The organism is Mesocryomonas fontinalis (genome assembly GCF_055730125.2).
In genome coordinates, this window is the sequence record NZ_JBUZWG020000004.1 from 170990 (window position 1) to 195261 (window position 24272).

Annotated in this window: 14 protein-coding genes; 5 read left to right on the top strand and 9 right to left on the bottom strand. The window is 67.1% G+C overall.

Annotated features, from left to right (window positions below):
- Nucleotides 1–5: 5 nt before the first annotated feature.
- The 4 genes from ACZL02_RS11725 to pyc all read right to left on the bottom strand — a co-directional run bounded on the left by ACZL02_RS11725 (nucleotide 6) and on the right by pyc (nucleotide 6371).
- Nucleotides 6–1367, bottom strand: coding sequence for a pilus assembly protein TadG-related protein (locus ACZL02_RS11725; RefSeq protein ID WP_472939781.1), 1362 nt, complete (start codon nucleotides 1365–1367; stop codon nucleotides 6–8).
- Between the two features lie 9 nt (nucleotides 1368–1376).
- On the bottom strand, nucleotides 1377–1973 hold the full coding sequence (locus ACZL02_RS11730) for a TadE/TadG family type IV pilus assembly protein (RefSeq protein ID WP_472939782.1): 597 nt from the start codon (nucleotides 1971–1973) through the stop codon (nucleotides 1377–1379).
- The gene (locus ACZL02_RS11735; protein WP_472939783.1) at nucleotides 1973–2590 is read right to left on the bottom strand and encodes a TadE/TadG family type IV pilus assembly protein; all 618 of its coding nucleotides are present in this window, start codon (nucleotides 2588–2590) and stop codon (nucleotides 1973–1975) included. The genes ACZL02_RS11730 and ACZL02_RS11735 overlap by 1 nt, the downstream gene beginning before the upstream one ends.
- A gap of 319 nt (nucleotides 2591–2909) precedes the next feature.
- Nucleotides 2910–6371 (bottom strand): pyruvate carboxylase, encoded by a 3462-nt coding sequence (gene pyc, locus ACZL02_RS11740; protein ID WP_472939784.1) that lies wholly within the window; start codon nucleotides 6369–6371, stop codon nucleotides 2910–2912.
- Between pyc and ACZL02_RS11745 the strand changes: the two genes are divergently transcribed.
- Complete coding sequence (locus ACZL02_RS11745; protein WP_472939785.1) at nucleotides 6364–7161, top strand: hypothetical protein; 798 nt, start codon at nucleotides 6364–6366, stop codon at nucleotides 7159–7161. The genes pyc and ACZL02_RS11745 overlap by 8 nt on opposite strands.
- Nucleotides 7162–7164: 3 nt before the next feature.
- Here the strand turns inward: ACZL02_RS11745 and ACZL02_RS11750 are convergent, their stop codons facing one another.
- The 5 genes from ACZL02_RS11750 to treZ form a co-directional block, all read right to left on the bottom strand.
- Nucleotides 7165–8211: a Gfo/Idh/MocA family protein gene (locus ACZL02_RS11750; protein ID WP_472939786.1), complete on the bottom strand. Its 1047-nt coding sequence runs from the start codon at nucleotides 8209–8211 to the stop codon at nucleotides 7165–7167.
- Entirely contained in the window at nucleotides 8208–8993 is a 786-nt protein-coding gene (locus tag ACZL02_RS11755) for a ThuA domain-containing protein (RefSeq protein ID WP_472939787.1), read from the bottom strand. Before ACZL02_RS11755 ends, ACZL02_RS11750 begins: the two co-directional genes overlap by 4 nt.
- A gap of 151 nt (nucleotides 8994–9144) precedes the next feature.
- Nucleotides 9145–11850, bottom strand: coding sequence for a malto-oligosyltrehalose synthase (gene treY, locus ACZL02_RS11760; RefSeq protein WP_472939788.1), 2706 nt, complete (start codon nucleotides 11848–11850; stop codon nucleotides 9145–9147).
- Nucleotides 11847–13703: a 4-alpha-glucanotransferase gene (malQ, locus tag ACZL02_RS11765; RefSeq protein ID WP_472939789.1), complete on the bottom strand. Its 1857-nt coding sequence runs from the start codon at nucleotides 13701–13703 to the stop codon at nucleotides 11847–11849. The genes treY and malQ overlap by 4 nt, the downstream gene beginning before the upstream one ends.
- Complete coding sequence (gene treZ / locus ACZL02_RS11770) at nucleotides 13696–15591, bottom strand: malto-oligosyltrehalose trehalohydrolase (protein WP_472939790.1); 1896 nt, start codon at nucleotides 15589–15591, stop codon at nucleotides 13696–13698. The genes malQ and treZ overlap by 8 nt, the downstream gene beginning before the upstream one ends.
- Nucleotides 15592–16253: 662 nt before the next feature.
- On the opposite strand from treZ, the gene ACZL02_RS11775 reads away from it, so the two are divergent.
- The 4 genes from ACZL02_RS11775 (at nucleotide 16254) to ACZL02_RS11790 (ending at nucleotide 24252) form a co-directional block, all read left to right on the top strand.
- Nucleotides 16254–19595 carry a transglutaminase family protein gene (locus ACZL02_RS11775; RefSeq protein WP_472940071.1) on the top strand — a complete coding sequence of 1114 codons (3342 nt, stop codon included), beginning with the start codon at nucleotides 16254–16256 and terminating at the stop codon, nucleotides 19593–19595.
- Between the two features lie 19 nt (nucleotides 19596–19614).
- Nucleotides 19615–22032, top strand: a complete 2418-nt coding sequence (locus ACZL02_RS11780; RefSeq protein WP_472939791.1) for a circularly permuted type 2 ATP-grasp protein — start codon at nucleotides 19615–19617, stop codon at nucleotides 22030–22032.
- Complete coding sequence (locus ACZL02_RS11785) at nucleotides 22029–22946, top strand: transglutaminase family protein (RefSeq protein ID WP_472939792.1); 918 nt, start codon at nucleotides 22029–22031, stop codon at nucleotides 22944–22946. The genes ACZL02_RS11780 and ACZL02_RS11785 overlap by 4 nt, the downstream gene beginning before the upstream one ends.
- Nucleotides 22947–23094: 148 nt before the next feature.
- Entirely contained in the window at nucleotides 23095–24252 is a 1158-nt protein-coding gene (locus ACZL02_RS11790) for a GGDEF domain-containing protein (protein ID WP_472939793.1), read from the top strand.
- Nucleotides 24253–24272 lie beyond the last annotated feature (20 nt).

The following is a 24272-nucleotide window of genomic DNA, read 5'->3' on the forward strand; positions in this document are numbered from 1 at the left end:
ATCCGTCACCGGCTGACGCGCAGGCTCGACAGCGAGTCGCCGATCTTGGCGAAGGCCGTCTGCAGATCGGCGCCGGTCGGCGAGTCAAAGAAGAAGGCCGGCTGGCTGGCGCAGGCTTTCAGCCGGTTCTCGATCGCCGTGCCGGGACTGCCGAGCGCGACGGTATAGAGCGTGATCCCGGCGTTCTTCATCGCCGTACAGACGGCGGTCATCTTGGTGTCGAGCGCAGCATCGCCAAGTGTGTCCACATTGTTGGAGGCGGTTCCAGAATCGTACGAGCTCGCGGATACGCCAAGCCGCTCGTCGTAGGTGCAGGTATAACGACCCCGAAAGAAGTCATAGGGGCAGGTCTTCACTCCGTAAGCAGCGTTGGTTCCGATCTCGTTCTTGCCGTCGGTCATGATGACGGCGGCTTTGCTCATTCCGGTCGAACCGTAATTCAACGGCAAAGTCGTCCCCATGGTACCGCCCCAAAGCCCCTGCCAGCGGGGTGACAGCATGTTCCAGCCCCAGACGGCCCCCCCGACGATCTGTGTTCCGCCACCAGGATCGAGATCGTCGATGGCCGCGATGAGGGTTGCCTTGGTCGACGTCAAAGGGGTGACCACTGCCGTCGCGCAGTTGGAATAAGTATAAGGCCGGTATTTCTCGACACCAGGCGGATCATCCGTGAGATCTCTCCCGTTGAAGCGCGCCTCTACGCAACCGCCCCAGCCTTTCGGGGCGTTCGTCAGCCACCCCGTTCTGGTCGTGCCGATATTGACCGACTGCGAGAACGGCACGACCCCGACGTAAAGCTTTTCGACGGTGGCTGAGTTGCCGAACAGGATGTTGATCAGCGATTTGGACGCAGTCTTCAGGCTGCCGATCTTGCCATCCGTCTTCATCGACCCCGTCACGTCGAGGATCAGCGCCACCTCCAGCCCTCCCATCGCCCGCGTCACGGTCGTGCTGGCACTGGTGCTCATCAGCTTGATGTTGAAAAGCTGCATGAAGCTGGTGGGGGCCGACGCGGTGGCGGTCACCGTCAGCGTCTCGGCGTTGTTGCTGACGACCGCAGTGATCGCGGCGATCTCCGCCCCGACATAGCCATCGAGGAAATTTGCCCGCGCGAACTTGCTGACCTGGCCAGGATAGTCGGTGGTGCTGAGCCGCGCGACCGCCGAGAGGCCCGCCGCATCGATCGACGCCTGCAGCTTGGAATGCATCAGCATCAGCCGCGCCCCGTCGACGGCGAAACCGGCGCTGCCGACGAGGACGAAGAGGGAGACGGCGATCAACGGCAGGACGCTGCCGACCCGATCGCGGCGGAGACGGTCCAGCGCCGCTAAACATCGTCGAAACGGAGAGAAGCGGATTACGGCCATGTCGACCTCTCAACAGCCCGAAACGGTGGTCAGGGCGCCGAGCCGCGGCCGGAAGACGGCGGTCTTGTAGACGATCCTGGTGTCGATCGGGATCAGGGTGAACATCGGGGTGTAGGTGTAGAAGACTTCGGCCACGATGACGTTGTCGTCGGCATCCAGCACCAGGCTGCCCGGCAGCGTCGCAACGCCCTTCAACTTGCCGACCCGGCTCGCCTGCGCCGTCGTGCCGCCGCCGCGGCATTGCCAGGCGACGGTCGGCGCGTCCGTTGTCTTGACCTTCACCGCCGAGGTCAGGACGACATAGCCCTTTGCCCCGAAGTCGGTCTGGTCCATGACCGCGGCGGACGCGCTGAGGATGTCGGCGATATCGGCTGAGGTCACCTTGTCGTAGCGGGCGACGGCATCGGCGACGGTCGATGCCATCTGCGCGGACTGGTAGTGGATCTTGATGAAACTCGCCAACTCGGTCGTCCCGATCAACAGGACAAGAAGTACGGGACTGGCCAGCGCGAGTTCGATCGCCGCGACGCCCCGCCGGTCGCCCAGCCTCCCGGCAAGCCGGCACACGCGCCGCCACACGGACGGGATGGTCGAGGCGCTCCGCATCAGTAGGGCTCGTTCTGGATCACCGCCGTCGCGGTGAGGATGATCGTGCCGGTGCTCGAGATCATCCGGCCGACCAGCGGGGTGAAGAACGACCAGGGATAGGTGACGGTGTAGATCACGATCTGGCTGGTGCCGCCGAGCCCATCCTTGCCGCGGTCGAGATCGTATTTCCCGTTGCCGTTGACGTCGGTGTAGCTCTCGCCGTCGTCGCGCTTGCCATTGCCGTTGACGTCGGTGAAAGGCTCGGGCTTGCCGATGTCGTCAAAGCCGCCATAGGCCTTGCTGGTGACCGTCAGCTTGCTGGGCGTCAGCAATGCCCCGGCCTCCTGCGTGATCTGCGCCAGCACCATGGCATCGCGGGTGGTGCTGGCGGCGACATAGCCCGTCCGCCCGAGCCGCGCCGCAGACGAGGTCGCGTTGCGCAACAGGATGTCTGCCGTAAAGCAGAGGCCGAGTTCCACCGTCCCGAGGATCAGAATGAAAAGCACCGGCGCAATCAGCGCGAACTCGATCGCCGTCGCAGCCCGCCGGTCGCCATTGGCGCGGCGCACAAGACTGCGCAGGGCGCAACGCTGCGCCCCTCCAGTATTCAGATCACGCCGTGAAGTGATGGCCATGCGGTGTCCGGCATTGTCCAGTAAAGGATAATCCTGGCCACCAATCTATCGAGCGCATGATTGAGACGGTCTTAAGTTCCAGGGCATGCTTAGCCGGCCAAAGATTAAAGCAAAATCTGGCCGCTCCGGAAAGATGCTCACCTGGAGCGCTCTCGAAATGTTGCGAGCGCGCGATTAGCGGAAAGCGGAGCATCAAAAGCCCCCCGGTGTCGGGGCAATCAACCGAGTGAAAAAATGTCACTCTAGGCGCGGAAAACAAAAGGGGCGGGGCGGCAGATGTCTTGCCGCCCCGCCCCTTTTCGTCAGTCTGCCGGTGTTGTCAGTCCGGCGAGAAGGCGACCAGGAGATCCTTGGCGTCGACCTGGTCGCCGAGCTTGACGTGGACGGCCTCGATCCGGCCGTCGCGGTCGGCGTGCAGTGCCGTCTCCATCTTCATCGCCTCGATCGACAGCAGCACGTCGCCGGCCTTCACCGTCTGGCCCGGGGAGACCGCGAGCGTCGAGATGACGCCCGGCATCGGCGCGCCGACATGGGCAGCATTGCCGGGCTCGGCCTTCGACTTCGCCGCCGCCGTGGCGCCGCGGGTGCGATCGGGCACCTTCACCCGGCGGGGCTGGCCGTTGAGCTCGAAGAACACGGTGCGCAGCCCCTTCTCGTTGGTCTCGCCGAAGCCGAGGCAGCGGATGACCAGCGTCTTGCCACGTTCGAGATCGACCAGCACCTCCTCCTCCTGCGCGATACCGTAGAAGTAGTTGGGCGTCGGCAGCCCCGAGACGGGACCGTAAAGCTCCTGCGTCGCGACGAAGTCGGTGAACACCTTCGGGTACATGAGGTAGGAGGCGAAGGCTTGGTCGCCGAGCGTCGTCTCGAGCTTCGCATCGATCTCGGCGCGCATGGCCGCAAGGTCCGCATCGGGGATCAGCGAGCCCGGCCGCTCCGTCACCGGCGCCTCGCCCTTCAGGATCTTCTTCTGCAAGGCCTCCGGCCATCCCCCGGCTGGCTGGCCGAGATCGCCGCGCATCATCGAGACCACGCTCTCGGGGAAAGCCAGTTCCTTGTCGGGATCCTCGACGTCGGCGACGGTGAGGTCCTGGCTCACCATCATCAGCGCCATGTCGCCGACCACCTTGGACGACGGCGTCACCTTGATGATGTCGCCGAACATCTGGTTGACGTCGGCATAGGTCTGGGCAACCGCGTGCCAGCGGGTCTCGAGGCCGAGCGAGCGCGCCTGCTCCTTGAGGTTGGTGAACTGGCCGCCCGGCATTTCATGCAGGTACACTTCGGAGGCGGGCCCCTTCAGATTGCTCTCGAACGCCGCATACTGGTTGCGCACCGCCTCCCAATAGAACGAAATGCGCCGGATCGCGTCGGCCGAGAGGCCGGTATCGCGCTCGCGCCCCGCCAGCGCCTCGACGATCGAGCCGAGGCAGGGCTGCGACGTCGCGCCGGACAGCGCGTCCATCGCCGCATCGATGGCGTCGACACCCGCATCGACGGCGGCGAGCACCGTCGCTGCCGAAATGCCCGAGGTGTCGTGCGTGTGGAAGTGGATGGGGATGCCCACCTCCTCCTTCAGCGCCTTGAACAGGACGCGCGCGCCGGCGGGCTTTAACAGGCCGGCCATGTCCTTGACGCCGAGGATGTGGGCGCCCGCCGCCTCCATCTCCTTGGCGAGGCCGACATAGTATTTAAGGTCGTATTTCGGCCGCGCCGAGTTGAGGAGATCGGCGGTGTAGCAGATCGCCCCCTCGCAAAGCATGTCCGCCTCGCGGACGGCGTCGATCGAGACGCGCATGTTCTCGATCCAGTTCAGGCAGTCGAACACCCGGAACAGGTCGACGCCGCCCTTCGCGGCTTCCGCGACGAAGGTTTTCACCACATTGTCGGGATAGTTGGTGTAGCCGACGCCGTTGGAGCCGCGCAGCAGCATTTGCAACAGGATGTTCGGCGCCCGTTCACGCACCAGGGCCAGCCGCTCCCACGGATCCTCGGTCAGGAACCGCATGGCGACGTCGAAGGTCGCGCCGCCCCAGCACTCCAGCGACAGCAGCTGTGGCAGGCCGCGGGCGTAGGATTCGGCGATGGCGGCGATGTCGTGCGTGCGCACCCGCGTCGCCAGCAGCGACTGGTGGCCGTCGCGCATCGTCGTGTCGGTGACCAGCACCTGTTTCTGGGCGAGCATCCAGTCGGCAAAGCCCTTGGGCCCGAGGGCGGTCAGCTTCTGCTTGGTGCCCTCGACCAGCTCCTCGCGGAACACCGGAACGCGCGGCAGCGCGTGGTCGGCGCTGGGCTTTGGCCGGCCGCGGGTCTCGGGGTGGCCGTTGACGGTGACGTCGGCCAGATAGGTCAGGAGCTTGGTCGCGCGGTCGCGCCGCTTCACCTGGCTGAACAGCTCCGGCGTCGTGTCGATGAAGCGCGTGGTGTAGCTGTTGTCGTGGAATTTTTCGTGCGTGATGATCGCCTCGAGGAAGGTGAGGTTGGTCGCCACGCCGCGGATGCGGAACTCGCGCAGCGCCCGGTGCATGCGGGCGATCGCCTCGCCCGGCGACGGCGCCCAGGCGGTCACCTTCTCCAGCAGCGGATCGTAGAAGCGCGTAATCACCGCGCCGGAATAGGCGGTGCCGCCGTCGAGCCGGATGCCGAAGCCGGTGGCGCCGCGATAGGCGGTGATGCGGCCGTAGTCCGGAATGAAGTTGTGCTCGGGATCCTCGGTGGTGATCCGGCACTGCAGCGCGTGGCCGTTGAGCTTGATGTCCTCCTGCCGCGGCACGCCGGACTCCGGGCTGCCGATGGCGTGACCGTCGAGGATGTGGATCTGCGCCTTGACGATGTCGATGCCGGTGACGACCTCGGTCACCGTGTGCTCGACCTGGATGCGCGGGTTGACCTCGATGAAGTAGAACTTGCCGGTATCGGCATCCATCAGGAACTCGACGGTGCCGGCGCCGACATAAGCGGTCGCCTCGGCGAGCTTGCGCGCATAGCCGGCGAGCTCCCGGCGCTGGGTGTCGTCGAGATAGGGCGCAGGGGCGCGCTCGACGACCTTCTGGTTGCGGCGCTGGATCGAGCAGTCGCGCTCGAACAGGTCGACGACGTTGCCATGGGTATCGCCGAGGATCTGCACTTCGACATGCCGGGCGCGCTCGACCAGCTTCTCGAGATAGACCTCGTCCTTGCCGAAGGCGGCCTTCGCCTCGCGCTTACCCTCGATCACCTCGCGCTCGAGGTCCTTCTCCTCGCGCACGGCCCGCATGCCGCGCCCGCCGCCGCCCCAGGACGCCTTCAGCATGACGGGATAGCCGATCTCGCGCGCCATGCGCCGGACCTCGTCCATGTCGTCCGGCAGCGGTTCGGTCGCGGGCACCACCGGCACGCCAACTTCGACCGCCAGGTTGCGCGCCGCCACCTTGTTGCCGAGCCGGCGCATCGTGTCGCCGGTCGGGCCGATGAAGACGAGCCCCGCCTCATGGCAGGCATCGACGAATTCCGGGCTCTCCGAGAGCAGGCCGTAGCCGGGATGGATCGCGTCGGCACCGGAGAGTTTCGCGACGCGGATCACCTCCTCGATCGACAGGTAGGATTCGATCGGCCCGAGATCCCGCGCCAGATGCGGCCCGCGGCCGACCTGATAGCTCTCGTCCGCCTTGAACCGGTGCAGCGCCAGCTTGTCCTCCTCGGCCCAGATCGCCACCGTCTTGAGCCCGAGCTCGTTGGCGGCGCGAAACACGCGGATCGCGATTTCGGAACGGTTGGCGACGAGAATCTTGGCGATGGACAAATCAGGCTCTCCCTCAGCGCGCCGCCAGGCTAATACCCATCCGGTCGCAACGCCCGAGATTGCGTCGGCGGCGGCGCTTTCGCAAGCGCGAAGAGAGAACTGGGATACGAGTTTTCCGGCAAGCGCGAATGCTGCGGTACGAGGCTGTCGTCAGCGCGGAAAGCCGGCCTCCTGCGATTGCGCAGCGCAACGCCTCGCTTTGCCGATGGATGGCGAAATCTGCATGATCGACCTAGGATCGCACGTGCCTCGAATGAGGCCATTCCGGGATTCGCCCATGCCGAAACCGCAGCGAAAGATTTCGCCCCGCACGCTCGCTTTTTCCAGCGGCGCCTTTCTGCTAGCGCTCGCCGCCGCGGCCTTCGCGGTGCGCGTTCCGCCGGGCGAGACACCCTATCTGAAGATCGCCGGCGCGGGCTTCATATTCAACTACCGAATCGCGGACGCTTACTACGGGTTTACGGCCTGGGTGATGAAGCCGGTTAAGAACGCCTCGGTGATCGAGGCGATCTTCGAGGATCCAGCGGGCGGCGATCCCCTGGTGGTCAAGGCCAAGCTCTGGCCGAAGACGCGGCAATATGGTCTGCGCACGCCGTCTCTCCACGGCATCGAGACCGGCAAGCCCTATCATGTGACCGTCAGGCTGCTGCAGCAAGGCGATGACGCCGTGCTGTTCGAGGATGCGTTCGCCGTCGTTTCCGACGTCAGTTCGGCGGATATGCCTTCCAAACCACTGACCATCGGGCCGGGCTACACGCGCAACCTCGCTCTGCCGAATGCCGGCGGCTAAAGGTCAGACCGGCAGGGTCCGCCCCTCGGCGTCCGAAACGAAGCACAAGTCGAGCAGCTTCTGCACATCGACAGCCCGGCGAAAACTCGGCTCGCCGTTCTCGCCCGACAACAGCGCAAGCACGAAACGCTCGGCATTGGTCGGCGTTATCGGGCAGTCCACCGCCCGCCAGGTCTGCGTCTCGATATCGGGGCCAAGGCAGGCCTCGAGCCGCGAGGCCTCGTGGTTCGCCCAGATCCTCAGCGCACCCCGCTCGCCATGAATGGTGAGGTCGAGATCATTCAGCTTGCCCGTCGCAAAGCGGGTCATGTGGACGACGCCGAGTGCGCCGTTCGACATCTCCGCCGTCATCGCGACGCTGTCGTTGACGTCGAGCCCGTAGGCGCCGATCGCGCCGCCCTTGTCGAAGGTCTTCATGCGGGCGGAGAGGCTGGCGACGTCGAGGCCGGTGCCGAAGGTCAGAAAGTCGAGGATGTGGATGCCGATATCGCCGAGCACGCCCTTCGAGCCGTGCGCGGCTGACAGGCGCCAGAGCCAGCGCTCGTCGGTGCGCCAATCGCCCCAATGTTTTCCGGTCAGCCAGCTCTGGAGATAGCTCGCCGAGACATGGCGGATCTCGCCGATCTCGCCGGCGTCGATCATTCGCCGCGCCTTCTGCACGGCGTGGGCGTTGCGGTAGGTGAGGTTGACCATCGCGACGAGGCCCGCGGCCTCGGCCGCTTCCGTCATCGCCAGCGCGCCGGCATGGTCCAGCGCCAGCGGCTTCTCGCAGAATACCGCCTTGCCGGCAGCGAGCAGTTTCAAGGTCGTCGGCTGGTGGGCGGCATCGGGCGTGACATTGACGGCGGCGTCGAAACCGTTCCAGCCGAGCGCATCATCCAAACTGCCGAAGGATGCCGCGATCCCGTGGGTCTCGGCAAAGGCCTTTGCGCGCCCGGCATCGATATCGCAGGCGGCGACGACGCCGCAGCCGGGGATAACGGCGAAGAACTCGGCATGCCGGTGCGCCATCGCCCCCGTGCCGAGGATCAGCAGCCGCTTGTCGCTCACCGGAAACCCTTTACGCCCGGCTGGTGGAGCGAGCCGCCACGCTGCTCGATCGGCTCGAGCGCCTGATGGACAGGCACGTTCGGCGCCGCCGAGACGTCGCTCCAGGCGGGCACCGGGTTGTGTGCCCAGCGCACGGCGTTGCGCAGCACCTGCTGGATCTTCGGGTCGTGGTAGATCGGGTAGGTCTCGTGGCCCGGGCCGAAATAGAAGATCCGCCCGGCGCCACGCTGGTAGGTGACCCCGGAGCGAAAGACCTCGCCGCCCTGGTACCAGGAGATGAACACCGTCTCCATCGGCTCGGGGATCAGGAAGGGCTCGCCGTACATCTCCGAATTCGGCAGTTCGATATGATCGCCGATCCCCTGGACGATCGGGTGCGAGCGGTTAATCGCCCAGAGCCGTTCGCGCTCGCCCGCCTCGCGCCATCGCAGCGAACACGGAGCCCCCATCATCCGCTTGAAGATCTTCGAGAAATGCCCGGAGTGCAGGACAATCAGCCCCATGCCTTCGAAGACGCGTTGCGCCACCCGCTCGACGATCGCGTCGTCCACGTCGGCATGCGCCTTGTGCCCCCACCAGAGCAGCACGTCGGTCGCCGCCAGTCGCTCGGCGGTTAGCCCGTGCTCGGGCTCATCGAGGGTAGCCGTCGCCGGGATGATCTCTGCGTCGGCGGCCAGCGCGCCGGCGATGATCCGGTGGATGCCGTTGGGGTAGATCACCCGGACGGTCTCGTTCTCACGCTCATGCGCGAACTCGTTCCAGACAGTGGCGCGTATCGGCATGGCAGTTTCCCGTTACGGTTGGCCGCCGGTGGGGCCGGCTACAGCGCTGCCCATCCCAATCGATGAACGAAGGACGCTCCCGAGTTTTTGATCCGAGCAACCCCTGTTCAGGCCAGTCGACCCGCTCAGAGGTTGCTTCGGGAGCCGATCCCTACTGGGAGATCATCAGGGCGAAAGGCAGGCCATCCGGCAGGTCGGCGAGCTTCAACTTGTCGGCCGGACCTATACGGCCCGTCCCCAGCGAATTGCGCCAGGTCATACCGGCAAGCTCCTTCGGCAGCACCACGGCCGTGTCGCCCCACTGCGCTGCCGATGGCTGCAGGCCCTCGGCGCCTTCGAGCAGGCTGAGGCAGAGGCGCGGCGCGATGGTGATCGATGCCTTGCCGTCCTCGACCCGCGCAAAAGCGACGACATGGCGCGCCGCGCTACCCTCGATCGCCAACGGCACATAGGCGCCGGTGGTGTAGAGGGTCGGCGATGCCACCCGCGCGGCAACGCCCGCCAAGATGATCTTCGCCTTCACCGCACCGCTCCGCCAGTCCGCCAGCATGTCGGAGATGGCGACGTTGTCGGTCGCCGCCGCTGCTGCACAGGCCTTGAAGTCGACTTTCCGCCGGTTGTCGGGATCGACGAGACTGAGGTCGTAGAACTCGGTGCCCTGGTAGATGTCCGGCACGCCCGGCGCGGTCATCTTGATCAAGGTCTGCGACAACGAGGTCAGGGCGCCGGCCGCCACGAACGGCTGAACCGAGGTCCAGAAGTCCGCGAGGAAGTCGTCCGTCGCCTCGCTGTCGAGCGCTGCCTCGACGAAGGCCTTGAGAGCCGACTCGTAGGGCTCGGCCGGCGAGGTCCACGAGGTGTAACGCTTCGCCTCGCGCACCGCCTTTTCCATGAAGACGCAGAGCCGCTCGCCGATCGCCTTGCGGGCGACGGCATCCGCCGGATCGAAATCCGCCGGCAGCACGCCGAGCAGCGACTGGTAGAACATCCACTCGCTGGCGGCATCCGGCGAATCGAGGCTCTCCTCGATCGGCTGGCGATAGGCGCCCATGCTTTCCGCAAATCCCTCGACCAGCACCGACCAGCGCTTCGGCGCCTCGCTCAGCGTGTAGATACGGGCCCGCGCATCCTCGCCGCGCTTGGTGTCGTGCGTCGAGGTGGCCAGCAGGCCTTCCGGCTGGTCCTCGGTGCGGATCGCCATGGCCTCGTGGAAGGCCTCGACGCCCGCGCCGTAGTGATCCGGCTCGCCGCCCACCTCATTGAGACCAATCAACCGATTGTAGCGGAAGAACACGGTGTCCTCGACGGCCTTCGCCATGACGGCGCCGGTGGTCTGCTGGAAGCGGCGCGTGAAGTTCAGCGCGCCGGCAACGTCCCGGCCGTCGTCGAAGTCGAGCTTCAGGAGCCGGCCGATGAACTCGATCGGCTCGTCCGCCTCGACCTCGCGCTGCGATTTGGCGAGCGCGACGGCATCGTCGATGATCTTCGCGTCGCCCTTCGGCACGCCGTCGACGCCGACATAGGTCCGATAGACCGGCAGTGCCGAGGCCACCTCGATGATCGACCGCGAGATCGTGTCCGGGCCGAGGTCGCGTGTCGCGAGCCCACGGCTTGCGACACTGAGCGCTTCGCCGGTGAGGTAGGCGAGTTCGCCCGCAAGGTTGCGCGAGAAGATCGAGCGTTTCTGGCGCAGGATCATCTGACGGAGATCCTCGTCCTCGCCGATGAAATGCGCATAGCCCCGTGTCATCCCCTCCTCCTGGTCGGGGTCGACATAGAGACCCGCCAGCGCGGTTATGAACTCGTAACCGGTGGTGCCGGCGATCTCCCAGGAGGTGCGCAGGCGCTCCTCGCCGGTGAGGATCTTCTCAACGTAGATGACCGGATCGCGGCGCACCGACTGGAACGCCTGCTTCAGGTCGAGCAGGTAGTTCTTGGGGTCGGCGAGGCCGTCGACATGGTCGATCCGGATGCCGTCCAGTCGCCGCTCGCGGGCCAGCCGGATCACCGTGCGGTGCGAGTCGCGGAAGACGTGGCGCAGTTCCTGGCGCACGCCGATGAGGTCGGCGATCTCGAAGAAGCGGCGATAGGTCAGCTTCTCGCGTGCCGTCCGCCACCAGGCGAGGCGCCAGACCTGGGCCTCGTGCAGCGCGTGGAGCGCGCTCTGGTCGGCATTGATCTCGCGCACGGCGGCGTCGAGCGCCGCGGCAAAGCTCTCGTCGCCGAGGTGCTCGCGCAGCCGCTCGGTCAGTTCCTCGCCCTCGATCGCGGTGGCGACCGAGAATCGGCGCACCAGGCGGTCGCGCTCGGCATGCTCCAGGAAGCCGAAGACGTGGCCGAGCGTGCGCGGATCGAGCGGCAGTTCGTAGCCTGCCGCGTCGAAGCGCAGCCGGGCGCGTTCGCGGTCGAGCACCACCGAGAGGTCGCCGTCCATCGACGCCTCGCCATAGGGCTTCGACAGCACCGGGATCAGCACCTTCTCGGCATCCCAGGCGATGTCGAAGGTGTTGGCGTAGCGGCTCTCCTGGCCCCAGGCGAGCACGTCCTCCCACCAGGCGTTCTCCGGGCTGACGCCCATGTGGTTCGGCACGAAGTCGAGGATGAGGCCGATGTCCTGGCCGGACAGCGCATCGCTCATCTCGAGGAAGCCGGCATCGCCGCCGAGGTCTTCCTCGAAGCGGTTGTAGTCGATGACGTCATAGCCGTGCGTCGAGCCCGGCGAGGCCGCGAACACCGGCGAGGCGTAGAGATGGCTGACGCCGAGGGTCTTCAGGTAAGGCGCGAGGTCCCGCGCGGTATCGAAACCGGTTCCCTCGCGGAACTGCAGGCGGTAGGTGGCGATCAGCTGGCGGCTCATACGGTCTCCGGTCGTTCGTCGCGCATGGCCCGGGCGATCGACTGGAAACCGCCGTCTTCAGCGAGGTCCTCCAGTTTTACGGCGGAGCGGATGCGCCAGTTGGGGTATTCGTCGGTGGTGCCGGGCAGGTTCGGCTGGCGCTCGGAGCCCGTCATGTCCTCGATCTGCACGGTCACCAGGAGGCTCGGCGCGCGGGCGAGGAAGCGGTGCACGGCATCGGCGATGTCCTGTGCCAGCGTCACCGGCAGCGGATCCTCGCCGCTGGCCACGCGGTCGTAGGCCTCGGGCAGGACGCCGGCTTCCTTCAGGGCGCCGATCAGCATGCGACGGTCGCGCTTGCGCTCCTCGCGCTGCTCCTCGGTGCGCTTGGCATTCTGCCGTCCGGTCTCGGCCCGCAGATCGAGATCGGTCCCGAGCCACCAGCCCTTCAGCGTCGGCAGGTCGTGGGTGGAGACGCACGCGAGCGAGAGTTCCGGATAGGACGAGGTCGGCAGGAACTCGACATCCCGACGCTCGAAATAGAGCACGCGGTAGGACAGGAGGTTCGCCTCGCTCAGCGTCGCCCGGAAGCCCGGCGGGACCGTGCCGAGATCCTCGCCGATGACGAGGCAGTCATTGCGGTTGGAGGCCTCGGCGATGGTGTCGAGCATTTTGCCGAGCGGATAGCGGACATAGCCGCCCTCGGCCGACTTGTGCCCCTCGGCGATCCACCAGAGCCGCGCCAGGCCCATGACGTGGTCGATGCGAACCGCGCCGGCATGCCGGGTGAGCGCATCGAAGGATTCGCCGAGCGGCCGGTAGTCCCGCTCCGCCAATGCCTTCGGCGACAGCGGGGCGAGGCCCCAGTCCTGTCCGGAAGAGTTGAACATGTCGGGCGGCGAGCCGACGCGGGCGGCGCCGACGGTCAGCGCCGGATCGCTCCAGGTCTCCGCGCCGTCCGGCGAGACCCCGACGGCGAGGTCGAGGTAGAGCCCGATGCTCATGCCGGTGGCCTTGGCGCGGCGCTGCGCCTCCGCCAGCTGCTCCTCGGCGGTGTACTGCAGCCAGAGGTGGAACAGGATCTCGTCGCCCGCTTCCGCCTCCAGCGTGTGCACCGCCGGCAAATCGCGGCTGCGCAATGCCTCGGGCCAGGAATGCCAGCCGGCATAGGCGCCGCTCGCGACCTGCCGCGCGGAGATCGCCTCGAACAGTGCGAAGTCGCGCAGCGCCTCGCCGCCGCCAGCGCAATAGGCGTTGAACGCCTCGTCGTGGCGCAGAGCCTCAAGCTGCTGCAGGAAAACCTCCCGCAGCAGGAGGTTCTTCAGGAGACCGACGGCGACGTACTCGACGAGGTCTCCATCGAGCACGGCAAAGGCCGACGGCTCGCTTTCCCGCAGCCGGGCGATCGCCTCCGCTCCGCCGGGTAGCTCGTCCACCGCGATATAAAGCGGATTGATGAACCGACGGCTGGACGGCGAATAGGGGCTGAACCGACCGGCATCGGCCATGAACAGCGCGTGCAGCGGATTGACGCCGACGAAACTCGCACCGACCGACGCGGCGATCTCGACGAAGTCGCCGAGATCCCGAAAATCGCCCATGCCGAGATTGCGGTCCGAGCGCAAGCTATAGAGCTGGCAGGCAATGCCCCAGCTTCGACGGGAGCTGACTTTTTCCGGCATGGCGCAGCGCGAGGTCGGCTTGTCGCCGGCTTCGTCGAAGCTGCCTTCCTCTCCGGTCTCAAGATCAACCCCCAGCGCGGTCAGGAGCGACCGCTTGGCGCGATCCCCGATGACCTGCCGCTCGCCCATTTCGGAGATGAAACCGAGCTGGATGCCATGGCTTTCGGCGAGCCTGTCGAGCCGATCAATCATGCGATGCCTCCTGGGTCGTGTCCGCAATTTGCAGCATGCGGCTCAGCCGGAAGATAACGGATGGACCGGGCAAGGTCCCCGATGCCAGATCCTCGGTGGCATGCTTGGGATAGGCGAACACCAGCTCGCCACTGGAGCGATCCTCGGTCGACAGCACGTCGGGGACAGTCCAGGGCTCGTCGTCGAGATTGGCGAACAGCTTCAGGACGTTGCCATCCTTCAGCACCCAGGACACGACGAACGCCGAGCTGTTGTCGGAAATGTAGTGGCTGCCGCAGTTCGGCGGGATGTCCGTCAGCAGCGGCACGATGCACTCGTGCCGAAGCTTGAGGATGGCCGAGACCTTGAACAGGCGGCGGCGGTAGGTCGGCCGCTTGGCCATCTCCCAGTCGAGCATCGAATAGCGGAACGTCGCCTCCGAGTTCGGATCCGGGATCAGCTTGCGGTTGGCCTCGTCCCGGAACGCATCGAACTTCTTGAACTCGGCCCGCCGGCCATCGCGCACGGCATCGCCGAGTTCTCCGTCGAAATCGGTGAAGAAACAGAACGGGTTGGTGTCGCCGAACTCCTCGCCCATGAACAGCAGCGGGATCTGCGGCGAAAGAAGCAGGATCGCCTGCAGGCATTCCACGACCCGGCGCGACGCCAGGTCCACCAGCCGATCGCCGAACGCCCGGTTGCCGATCTGGTCGTGGTTCTGGATGAAGTTGACGAAAGCCGTCGGCGGCAGATGCGCGGAGGGGAAGCCGACATCCTCGTCGCGGTGGCGCGAGTGCTCGCCCTGGAACACGAAGCCCTCGGCCAGCGACCGGGCGATCTGCTTGACGCTGTTGCGCGAATAGTCGGCGTAGTAGCTCTCGTTCTCATGCGTCGCCAGCACGTGGGCGCAATGGTGGAAGTCGTCGTTCCACTCGCCGCTGATCAGCAGCGGCTCGCCCTTCGGGTCGCGCTCGATGTGCCACGTGATGTTGCGCGCGTCCTCGCTGGTGATGTGGACGTGGCGGTCGGTGATCTTCTCGCGGATCCGGGCGGCAAGCTCCCGGATGATCGGAACGTCGGTCGTGTCCTGGATCGAATCGATGGCGTCGAGGCGCAGGCCGTCGATGCGGTATTCATTGAGCCAGAACAGCGCGTTCTCGATCATGAACTCGCGCACCGCTGGCTCGTCATAGGCGATCGCCGCCCCCCAGGCCGTGTGAATCTCGGGGTGGAAGAACTCCGGGGCGTAGGCGTTGAGGTAGTTCCCGTCCGGTCCGAAGTGGTTGTAGACGACGTCGAGGAAGACCATCAGGCCGCGCTCGTGGGCTGCGTCGACGAGCCGCTTCAGGCCCTCGGCACCGCCGTAGATCTCATGCGGCGCGTACAAGAGCACGCCGTCATAGCCCCAGCCGCGCTGGCCGCCGAACTGCGCGACGGGCAGGAGCTCGATCGCGGTGATTCCGACACCTTTCAGATAGTCGAGCTTCTCGACGATGGCATCGAACGTACCCTCGGGCGTGAAGGTGCCGGTGTGCAGCTCGTAGAACACCGTCTCGTGCCAAGGCCGCCCCTTCCAGCCGGCCGACTTCCACTCGAAGGCGCTGGGATCGACGAGCCGCGACAAGGAATGCACGTCCGACATCTGCGCCCGCGCCGCCGGGTCGGGCACCACCTGCTCGCCGTTGACCCGGAACCCATAACCTTCGCCGATCGCGACGGTATCAGTCTCGGTCTGCCACCAGCCGCCGTCATGCTTGTCCATCGGCAGGAAGCGACGCTCGCCGGCCCGCTCGGCAACGAGTTCGATGGTGTCCACATTCGGCGCCCACAGGCGGAAGGCGGCACCCGTTTCGGTAATGCGGCTTCCCCACGAGGTCGCTTGTGAGAACGTCTTCTCTGTCGCTGGCATGTTCATCCTTTCCCAGCCTCCGTCGCATCCACTGGGGGCGACGAAGGACGTGGCATTGCTCGGCGTGCCCTGGAGGCGACCGATATCTGTTGCGCCGCGGATGCGGCCTGAATCTGAGGAGGTCGGCGATCGCCGGCACGCTGCGGAAATCCGGTTCCGGCATCCCGTATGCCGCATCGGTCGCGGCGTCCGATCGGTCCGCCCCCGAACCCTACATGGGTCATGACCGGCGCGTGTCCCGCTTTAAAATGCCGGAAGTCGGGATTCTCTTGCAGCCGGCCAATCGGCTTTCCGCTCCGTGAGCGGCGGGGCGGCCCCATCCGGCGGCGTGCCATGCCATCCCCGCCTCAGTGCAGACAGTAGGGCATAATAGGGTCGGTTCACCTTCGCCGAAAACTTGCATGACCGCACCCTCGAGGCCAACCCAACAGCCCTGTCATCGCGCTCCCCTGGAAGGCGGAGAAGGGCGGGACGGAAGGTGGATCGGCTACCTTCTTCTCGCCTCAATGTGAGGCGTCGGCGGTAGTTCCCCGTTCTAACCGGGGGGAAAGCTCTTATTTTCGCAACTGCGAACGATGTGCACCTTCCCCTGCTTGCGGCGAGGACGTGAACGGCTATGGTCGTCGGCGAACAATCCGATGAAGAAGGTAAGACTTCGCCCGATGTCGATCCTCGCCGCGCTCCACCACGTCACGCATTACCAGTACGACAGGCCGGTCCGGCTGGGTCCGCAGGTCATCCGCCTGCGCCCTGCCCCGCATTCGCGCACCAAGGTGCCGTCCTATTCGCTGAAGGTGACGCCGGAGAACCACTTCATCAACTGGCAGCAGGACCCGTTCGGCAACTACCTCGCCCGCTTCGTCTTCCCGGACCCGGCGACCGAGTTCAAGATCGAGGTCGACCTCGTCGCCGACATGACGGTCTACAATCCCTTCGACTTCTTCGTCGAGGATGCCGCCCAGGCTTGGCCCTTCGCCTATGAAGAGCCGCTGCGCACCGACCTCTCCGCCTATCTCGGCGCCGAGCCGGCGGGCCCAATGCTGCGCCAGTTCCTGGCCGAGCTCGACCGCAGCGAGACGCACACGGTCGACTTCCTCGTCGGGCTCAACCGCCTGCTCGCCCAGAAGATCAACTACCTCATCCGCATGGAGCCGGGCGTCCAGACGCCGGAGGAGACGCTCGCCAACGCCTCCGGCTCCTGCCGCGACACCTCCTGGCTCCTGGTGCAGATCATGCGCCAGCTCGGCTTTGCCGCGCGCTTCGTCTCCGGCTACCTGATCCAGCTGAAGCCCGACCTCGTCTCGCTCGACGGGCCGGCCGGCACCGACCACGACTTCACCGACCTGCACGCCTGGGCCGAGGTCTATCTGCCGGGCGCCGGCTGGATCGGTTTCGACCCGACCTCCGGCCTGATGACCGGCGAGAGCCACGTGCCGCTCGCCGCGACGCCTCACTACGGCTCGGCCGCGCCGATCTCCGGTGGCGTCGATTATGCCGAGGTGACCTTCGGCTTCGAGATGACGGTCGAGCGCATCGCCGAGCGGCCGCGCGTCTCCGCCCCGTTCTCCGACGAGAGCTGGCAGGCGCTGGATGCGCTCGGCGAGGCGGTCGACGCAGAGCTGGCGGCCAACGACGTGCGGCTCACCATGGGCGGCGAGCCGACCTTCGTCTCGATCGACGACTTCCAGTCCGAGGAGTGGAACACCGCCGCGGTCGGGCCGCAGAAACGGGCGCTCGCCGACGACCTGATCCGCCGCCTGCGCGACCGTTTCGCGCCCGGCGGCTTCCTGCACTACGGCCAGGGCAAGTGGTATCCCGGCGAGACGCTGCCGCGCTGGACCTTCTCGCTCTACTGGCGCAAGGACGGCCTGCCGATCTGGCGCAATTCCAACCTCATCGCCCGCGAGGTGACGGAGGCGCCGGTGTCGCTCGCCGACGCCGAGACGCTGACGCGGGAAGTCGCGATGGAACTCGGCGTCGACCCGGCCTATGCCGCCGCCGCCTACGAGGACCCGTCCTACTGGATGTCGCGCGAGGCGAAGCTGCCGGAGAACGTCGAGCCGAGCGATCCGAAGCTCGACGATGCCGAGGAGCGCGCGCGCCTTGCCCGGGTGTTCGACCGCGGCCTGTCGAAGGCCTCCGGCTACGTGCTGCCCGTGCAGGCCTGGCAGTCGCAGGCGAGCGGCACCGGCATGACGCGGGCCGTGCGCTGGATGTCCGAGCGCTGGACGACGCGGCGCGGCCAGCTCTTCCTGATGCCCGGCGACAGCCCGGTCGGCTACCGCCTGCCGCTCGGAGCGCTTCCGCACGTGCCGCCGGCGCAGTACCCCTACATCCACCCGAACGACCCGACCGCCGAACAGGGCCCGCTCGCGGCGCCCGAGGAGATCGGCCGCGGCCGCGAGCAGCCGAGCATCCTCGCCGCCAGCCCCGAGGTATGGCAGGCGCCGGAACAGAAGCACGAGGAGATTTTTGGCGCGGTGCGCACGGCGATCTCGATCGAGCCGCGCGATGGCAAGCTCTGCGTCTTCATGCCGCCGCTGGAATCGCTCGAGGCCTATCTCGACCTCCTCCAGGCCGTCGAGGTGATCGCCGAGAAGCACGGTCTGCCGCTGGTGATCGAAGGCTACCAGCCGCCGCACGATTCGCGCGTCAACGTCATCCGCGTGGCGCCGGATCCCGGCGTCATCGAGGTCAACGTCCACCCTGCCGCCTCTTGGCGCGAATGCGTCGAGATCACCCGCACCGTCTATGACGAGGCGCGGCTGTCGCGGCTCGGCACCGACAAGTTCATGATCGACGGCAAGCATGCCGGCACCGGCGGCGGCAACCACGTCGTCGTCGGCGGCGCGACGCCGACGGACTCGCCCTTCCTGCGCCGGCCGGACCTGTTGAAGTCGCTGGTGCTGCACTGGCAGCGCCATCCCTCGCTCTCCTACCTCTTCTCCGGCCTGTTCGTCGGGCCGACCAGCCAGGCGCCGCGCGTCGACGAGGCGCGGTACGACGCGCTGTACGAGCTCGAGATCGCGATGGCGCAGGTGCCGCTGCCGGGCGAAGGCGCAGCGCCCTTGCCGTGGCTCACCGACCGGCTGTTCCGCAACCTCCTCGTCGACGTCACCGGCAACACCCACCGCTCCGAGATCTGCATCGACAAGCTCTACTCGCCGGACGGCCCGACGGGGCGCCTTGGCCTCGTCGAATTCCGCGGCTTCGAGATGCCGCCAGACGCGCGCATGAGCCTTGCCCAGCAGCTGCTGGTACGGGCGCTGGTCGCGAAATTCTGGAAGGAGCCGCAGTCTGGCCGTTTCGCCCGCTGGGGCACGACGCTGCACGACCGCTTCATGCTGCCCGCCTTCCTCTGGCAGGACTTCCTCGACGTTCTCGCCGATCTCGGCCGCTCGGGCTTTGCCATCCGGCCGGAATGGTTCGAGGCGCAGGCCGAGTTCCGCTTCCCGTTCTGCGGCAAGATCGAGCGCGAGGGCATCGCGCTGGAGCTGCGGCAGGCGCTGGAGCCCTGGCACGTCATGGGCGAGACCGGCGCGATCGGCGGAACGGTGCGTTTCGTCGACTCCTCGGTCGAGCGGCTGCAAGTAAAGCTCACCGGCTTCGATCCGGCCCGCCACATCGTCACCTGCAACGGCCGTCAGGTGCCGCTGACGCCGGTCGGCAACGGCCGCGACGCGGTGGCCGGCGTGCGCTTCAAGGCGTGGCAGCCGGCTTCGGGCCTGCACCCGACCATCCCAGTGCACGCACCGCTGACGTTCGACATCTACGATCGCTGGTCGCAGCGCTCGCTTGGCGGCTGCGTCTACCACGTCGCCCATCCCGGCGGGCGCAACTACGAGACCTTCCCGGTCAACGCCAACGAGGCGGAGGCGCGCCGGCTGGCGCGGTTCGAGGACATCGGCCACACGCCGGGGCACTACGCGCCGGTCCTCGAGATCCCCGACCCGTCCTTCCCGACGACGCTGGATCTGCGCCGTCCGGCGAGCCTTGCGGTCTGAACAGGATGACGGGCAACCCATGAACGACGCCGCTTCCCGAGAGGGCCTGGCGCTCGACGCGCTGCTGGCGGGCTACCACCCGCCGGCGGGAGTCTACGACGAGATGCTGGCGGCCGATGGCAGCATCCGGCCGCACTATCGCCCGCTCGCCGAGGCGCTCGCGGCGATGACCGCGTCCGACCGCGCCGGCCGGGTGCGCAGCGCCCGCCAGTACCTGCGCGAGGCCGGCGTCTTCTACCGCGTCTATGGCGGCACCGGCGAGGCTGAGCGTGACGAGCGCAGCTGGCCGCTGACTTTCCCGCCGCTGATCCTCGGCGCGGCGGAATGGGCGGCGCTCGAACGCGGCCTCGTGCAGCGCGCCGGCTTCCTCGAGGCGCTGGTCGGCGACCTCTATGGCGCGCGGACGCTGCTCGCCAACGGCACGCTGCCGGCGGTGATCGTCGGCGAGAACCCCGAATTCCTGCGGCCGATCGCCGACCAGGGCCTGGCTGGCGATCCGCTGATCCGCTTCATCGCCATCGACCTCGGCCGCGGGCCGGACGGGCGCTGGTGGGTGCTCGGCGACCGCACCCAGGCGCCGTCCGGCGCCGGCTTCGCGCTGGAGAACCGAGTCGCCACCTCGCGCGCCTTTCCCGATCTCAATGCCGACATGCGGGTGCAGCGGCTTGCCGGCTTCTTCCAGCGCTTCCGCCAGTCCCTCCTCCGGCTGAACCAGGACGGCACCGAGCGCATCGGCGTCCTGACCCCCGGCCCGATGAACGAGACCTATTTCGAGCACGCCTATCTCTCGCGCTATCTTGGCTTCCTGCTGCTCGAAGGCGGCGACCTCGTGGTCAACGACGACGCCGTCGAGGTTCGCACCGTCGACGGCTTCGAGCCGATGAAGGTGCTGTGGCGCCGCCTCGACTCGGACTTCGCCGATCCGCTGGAGCTGTTCCAGCGCTCGCGCATCGGCACACCGGGCCTGTTGCGGGCGATCCGCGCCGGCTCGCTGCAGATGGTCAATGCGCTAGGCTCCGGCATTCTTGAGACGCGCGCCCTCCTCGCCTTCCAGCCGGCTCTCGCCAAGGCGCTGATCGGCGAAGCGCTGGAGCTGCCGACCATCGCCACCTGGTGGTGCGGCCAGGCGGAGGAACGCGACCACGTCTCGCGCAACCGCCACCGGCTGGCGCTCGCCGACGCCTTCCCGCACGCCTCCGATCCGCCGCCGGGCAACCGGCTGGACCGTCTTGCCGCCGAGCTCGATGCCGGCGGAACAGGGGTCGTCGGCCAGGAGCTCGTCGCGCTCTCGACCGCACCGGTCTTCCTCGACGACGCACTGGTGGCCCGGCCGGTGACGCTGCGCGTGTTCCTTGCCCGCGACGCGACCGGCTGGCACGTCATGCCCGGCGGCTTCGCCCGGGTTTCCGACGAGACCGACGCCAAGGCGGTGTCGATGCAGGCGGGCGGGCGTTCGACCGATGTCTGGGTGACCTCCGATACCGACGATGAGCCGTTGACGCTGCTCGGCGAGACACCGACCGGCAACTTCCTGCGCCGGCGTCCGGGCGCCTTGCCGGCCCGCGCTGCCGACAACCTGTTCTGGCTCGGCCGCTACACCGAGCGCACGGAAGTCGCGACACGGCTCTTGCGGCTCTACGCGTCGCGCCAGCCGGAATCGGCCCGGCAGGGGCTCGTCGACCGGCGCGTCGCCCAGTTGCTGCAGCGGGTCGGCGTCGATGTCGCCGCAGCGCACCCGGCCGCCGGCCTCCTGAAACTGTCGCGCTCGGCGCTGAGCACCGCCTCGCGCATCCGCGACCGGTTTTCCCCGGACGGCTGGCGGACGCTGAGCGAGATCGTCGACCTCCTCGACGAAGCGACGCAGCACGGCGGCGACGAGGACCTCATCGCGCTGACCAGCCAGGTGATGACCCGGCTCTCGGGCTTCACCGGACTGGTGCGCGAGAACATGTACCAGTTCGCCGGCTGGCGTTTCCTGAAATGCGGGCGGCGGATCGAGCGCGGCGCGATGACCGCCGCGATCGCCGCCGCCGTCACCGCTGGCGAGGTGCCCGAGGGCGCCTTCGAAGTCTTGCTGGAGTTCACCGACAGCCGCGTCACCTATCGCCGCCGCTATACCGTGACCCTTTCGCGCGAGACGGTGCTGGACCTTGCCGTCCTCGACCCGGCCAATCCACGCTCCGTCGCCTACCAGGTGAACTCGCTGAAGCGGGCCATCGGCGAGCTGCCGGGCGTCGTCGCCGGCGAGACGCTCGACCAGTTGGCGCGGCGGATCGCGCGCCTGCAGGTACGGCTGGCGACGGCCGGGCCGACGGAGGTCGACGAGGCCTTCCTGCAACGGGCCGCCGGCGACTTCTCCGACATTTCCGATCTTCTGACGCAGCGCTATTTCGCCTCTGACCCCGGTGAAACGGTCGAACGGTTCGATCACGAATGATCTACGACATCACCCTGAAGATCGCGTCCGTCTACCCGTCGGCCGTCAAGGACGCGCGCCACGTCCTGCGCATCCGGCTGCGCGATGGCGCCGGCCAGACCACGATTGCCCAGTCGTTGAACGTGCTGCCGCAGGCCGAGGAGCACAGCACCGAGCCTGATTTCTTCGGCAACGAGATCGACCATGTCCTGCTGCGCAAGGCGCACGAGCGGCTGAGTGTCGAGATGCGCGCCCGGGTGCGCGTCGAGCCGGAAACGCCCGATCTCGGCGCCACGCCGACGCTCGCGGACATCGGCGCCGCCGCGCTCCGCAGCCGCGACTTCGGCCCCCTCAGCCCGGTGCATTTCCTGGCCTCGAGCCGGCTGGTGCGGCGGTCGGCGGAGATCGGCACCTATCTCGGCGCCCCCCTCGCCCCGGCGAGCCCCGGCGGCGATGCAGTGCTGTTCCTGACCCGCCAGATCTACGACGATTTCACGTATGCGCCCGGCTCCACCCGCATCGACACGCCGGTCGAGACGGTGTTCCGCACCCGCCGCGGCGTCTGTCAGGATTTCGCCCATCTCGGCATTGCCGGGCTCCGGGCACTCGGCATTCCCGCCGCCTATGTCAGCGGCTTCCTCCGCACCTTGTCGCCGCCGGGACGGCCGAGGCTCGAGGGCGCCGACGCCATGCATGCCTGGATCAAGGTCTGGCTCGGCGTGGAGACCGGCTGGGTCGGCTTCGACCCGACGAATGGCGTCGTCACCGGCGCCGACCATATCGAGGTCGCCATCGGCCGCGATTACGCCGACGTCGCCCCGATCGGCGGCTTCTTCGTCACCTCCGGCCCGCAGAAAAGCCGGCACAGCGTCGACGTCGTTCCCGTCGAGATGGAGACGGTTGGCGGGCTGCAGGACGACAGACCCGCATCTTAAAGGAACTTTTGCGCATCTGGCGCTAGAACAAGTCTGCGATGGGGTGAGTTACCCAACAGAGATCCGATGACCGTCTTGTCCCGACAGGGTCAGCCGACCCAGTCACGCGATTCTGGCCGGATAAAAGTGGCAACGCCTGGCGAACTCGATGCAGATACACGTTCCGACGCTGTTCTACCTGATGTGCGGGATCAGCCTTCTGGCCGCCGGAAGAATGGCCCTGGAGTGGCAGCGGCAGCGTTCCCGGCCGCTGCTGTGGTGGAGCTTCAGCTATCTCACGATCGCGGTGGCCGGCCTTCTCAGCAGTCTGCGCGCGCTTGGTCTCGTCACGATCGGGATCGGGCTGTCGAATGCCGTCCTGATCGCCGGCTATGGGATGATATGGCATGCCGCAGCGCAGTTCACCGGCCAGCGCGTCCCGGTCCCTCTGCTGCTCGGGGGCGTCTTGGTCTGGCTGATGGCCTGGACCCTCCCAAGCTTTGCCGCCGACGTCGATCTGCGCATTCTTCTGAGTTCGGCGCTCATCGCGGCCTATAGCGTCGGCACCGCCAGCTGTTTCCTCACGTCGCGCGAAGGTCTTGCCGCGACGCGCCAGGCCGGATGGGCCTTTCTCCTGCACAGCTCCGTCTACCTCGCCCGGATCGCGACACTTCCGATCTTCTCCAGCCCAGCCGATCCGCTGCGGTCGGGCAGCTTGCCGATGGCCATCGTGATGTTCGAGGCGGTGATGTTCATCGTCGTCACGACCTACCTCTACCTCGCGATGATGCGGGAGCGCAGCGAAAAGCTGCTGATCGCCGAATGTCAGATCGACTACCTGACCGGTGTCGCCAACCGGCGCGCCTTCACCGAACAAGCCCGGCGCGAGATCGCGACGCGTGGCGCGGTGGCCGCCCTGATCTTCGATCTCGATCATTTCAAGCAGATCAACGACCGGTACGGACATGCAGTGGGCGACGAAATCCTGAAGCTCTTCTGCCGCGTGGCGCAGGCGCAACTCACACCTGCCGACCTTTTCGGCCGTCTCGGCGGGGAGGAGTTCGCCGTGCTGCTGCCGGGCGATACCGAGAGCACAGCCCGCCGAAAGGCGCTGTCCATCATCCGGGACTTCGCAGCAGCGGCGCAGGAAGTTGCCGGACGACCGGTCGGCGCAACGGTAAGCGCCGGTCTCGCCATCCCCCCGCAGCCGCTGGATCTCGATGACCTTCTCCGAGAAGCCGACGAAGCGCTTTACCGAGCGAAGCGGGCCGGGCGAAACGGCCTCGCCGTGTCCAGCGGCGATCTCGGAATGGCAGCCGCATTCTAAGACTTGGAGCACCGGTAGAG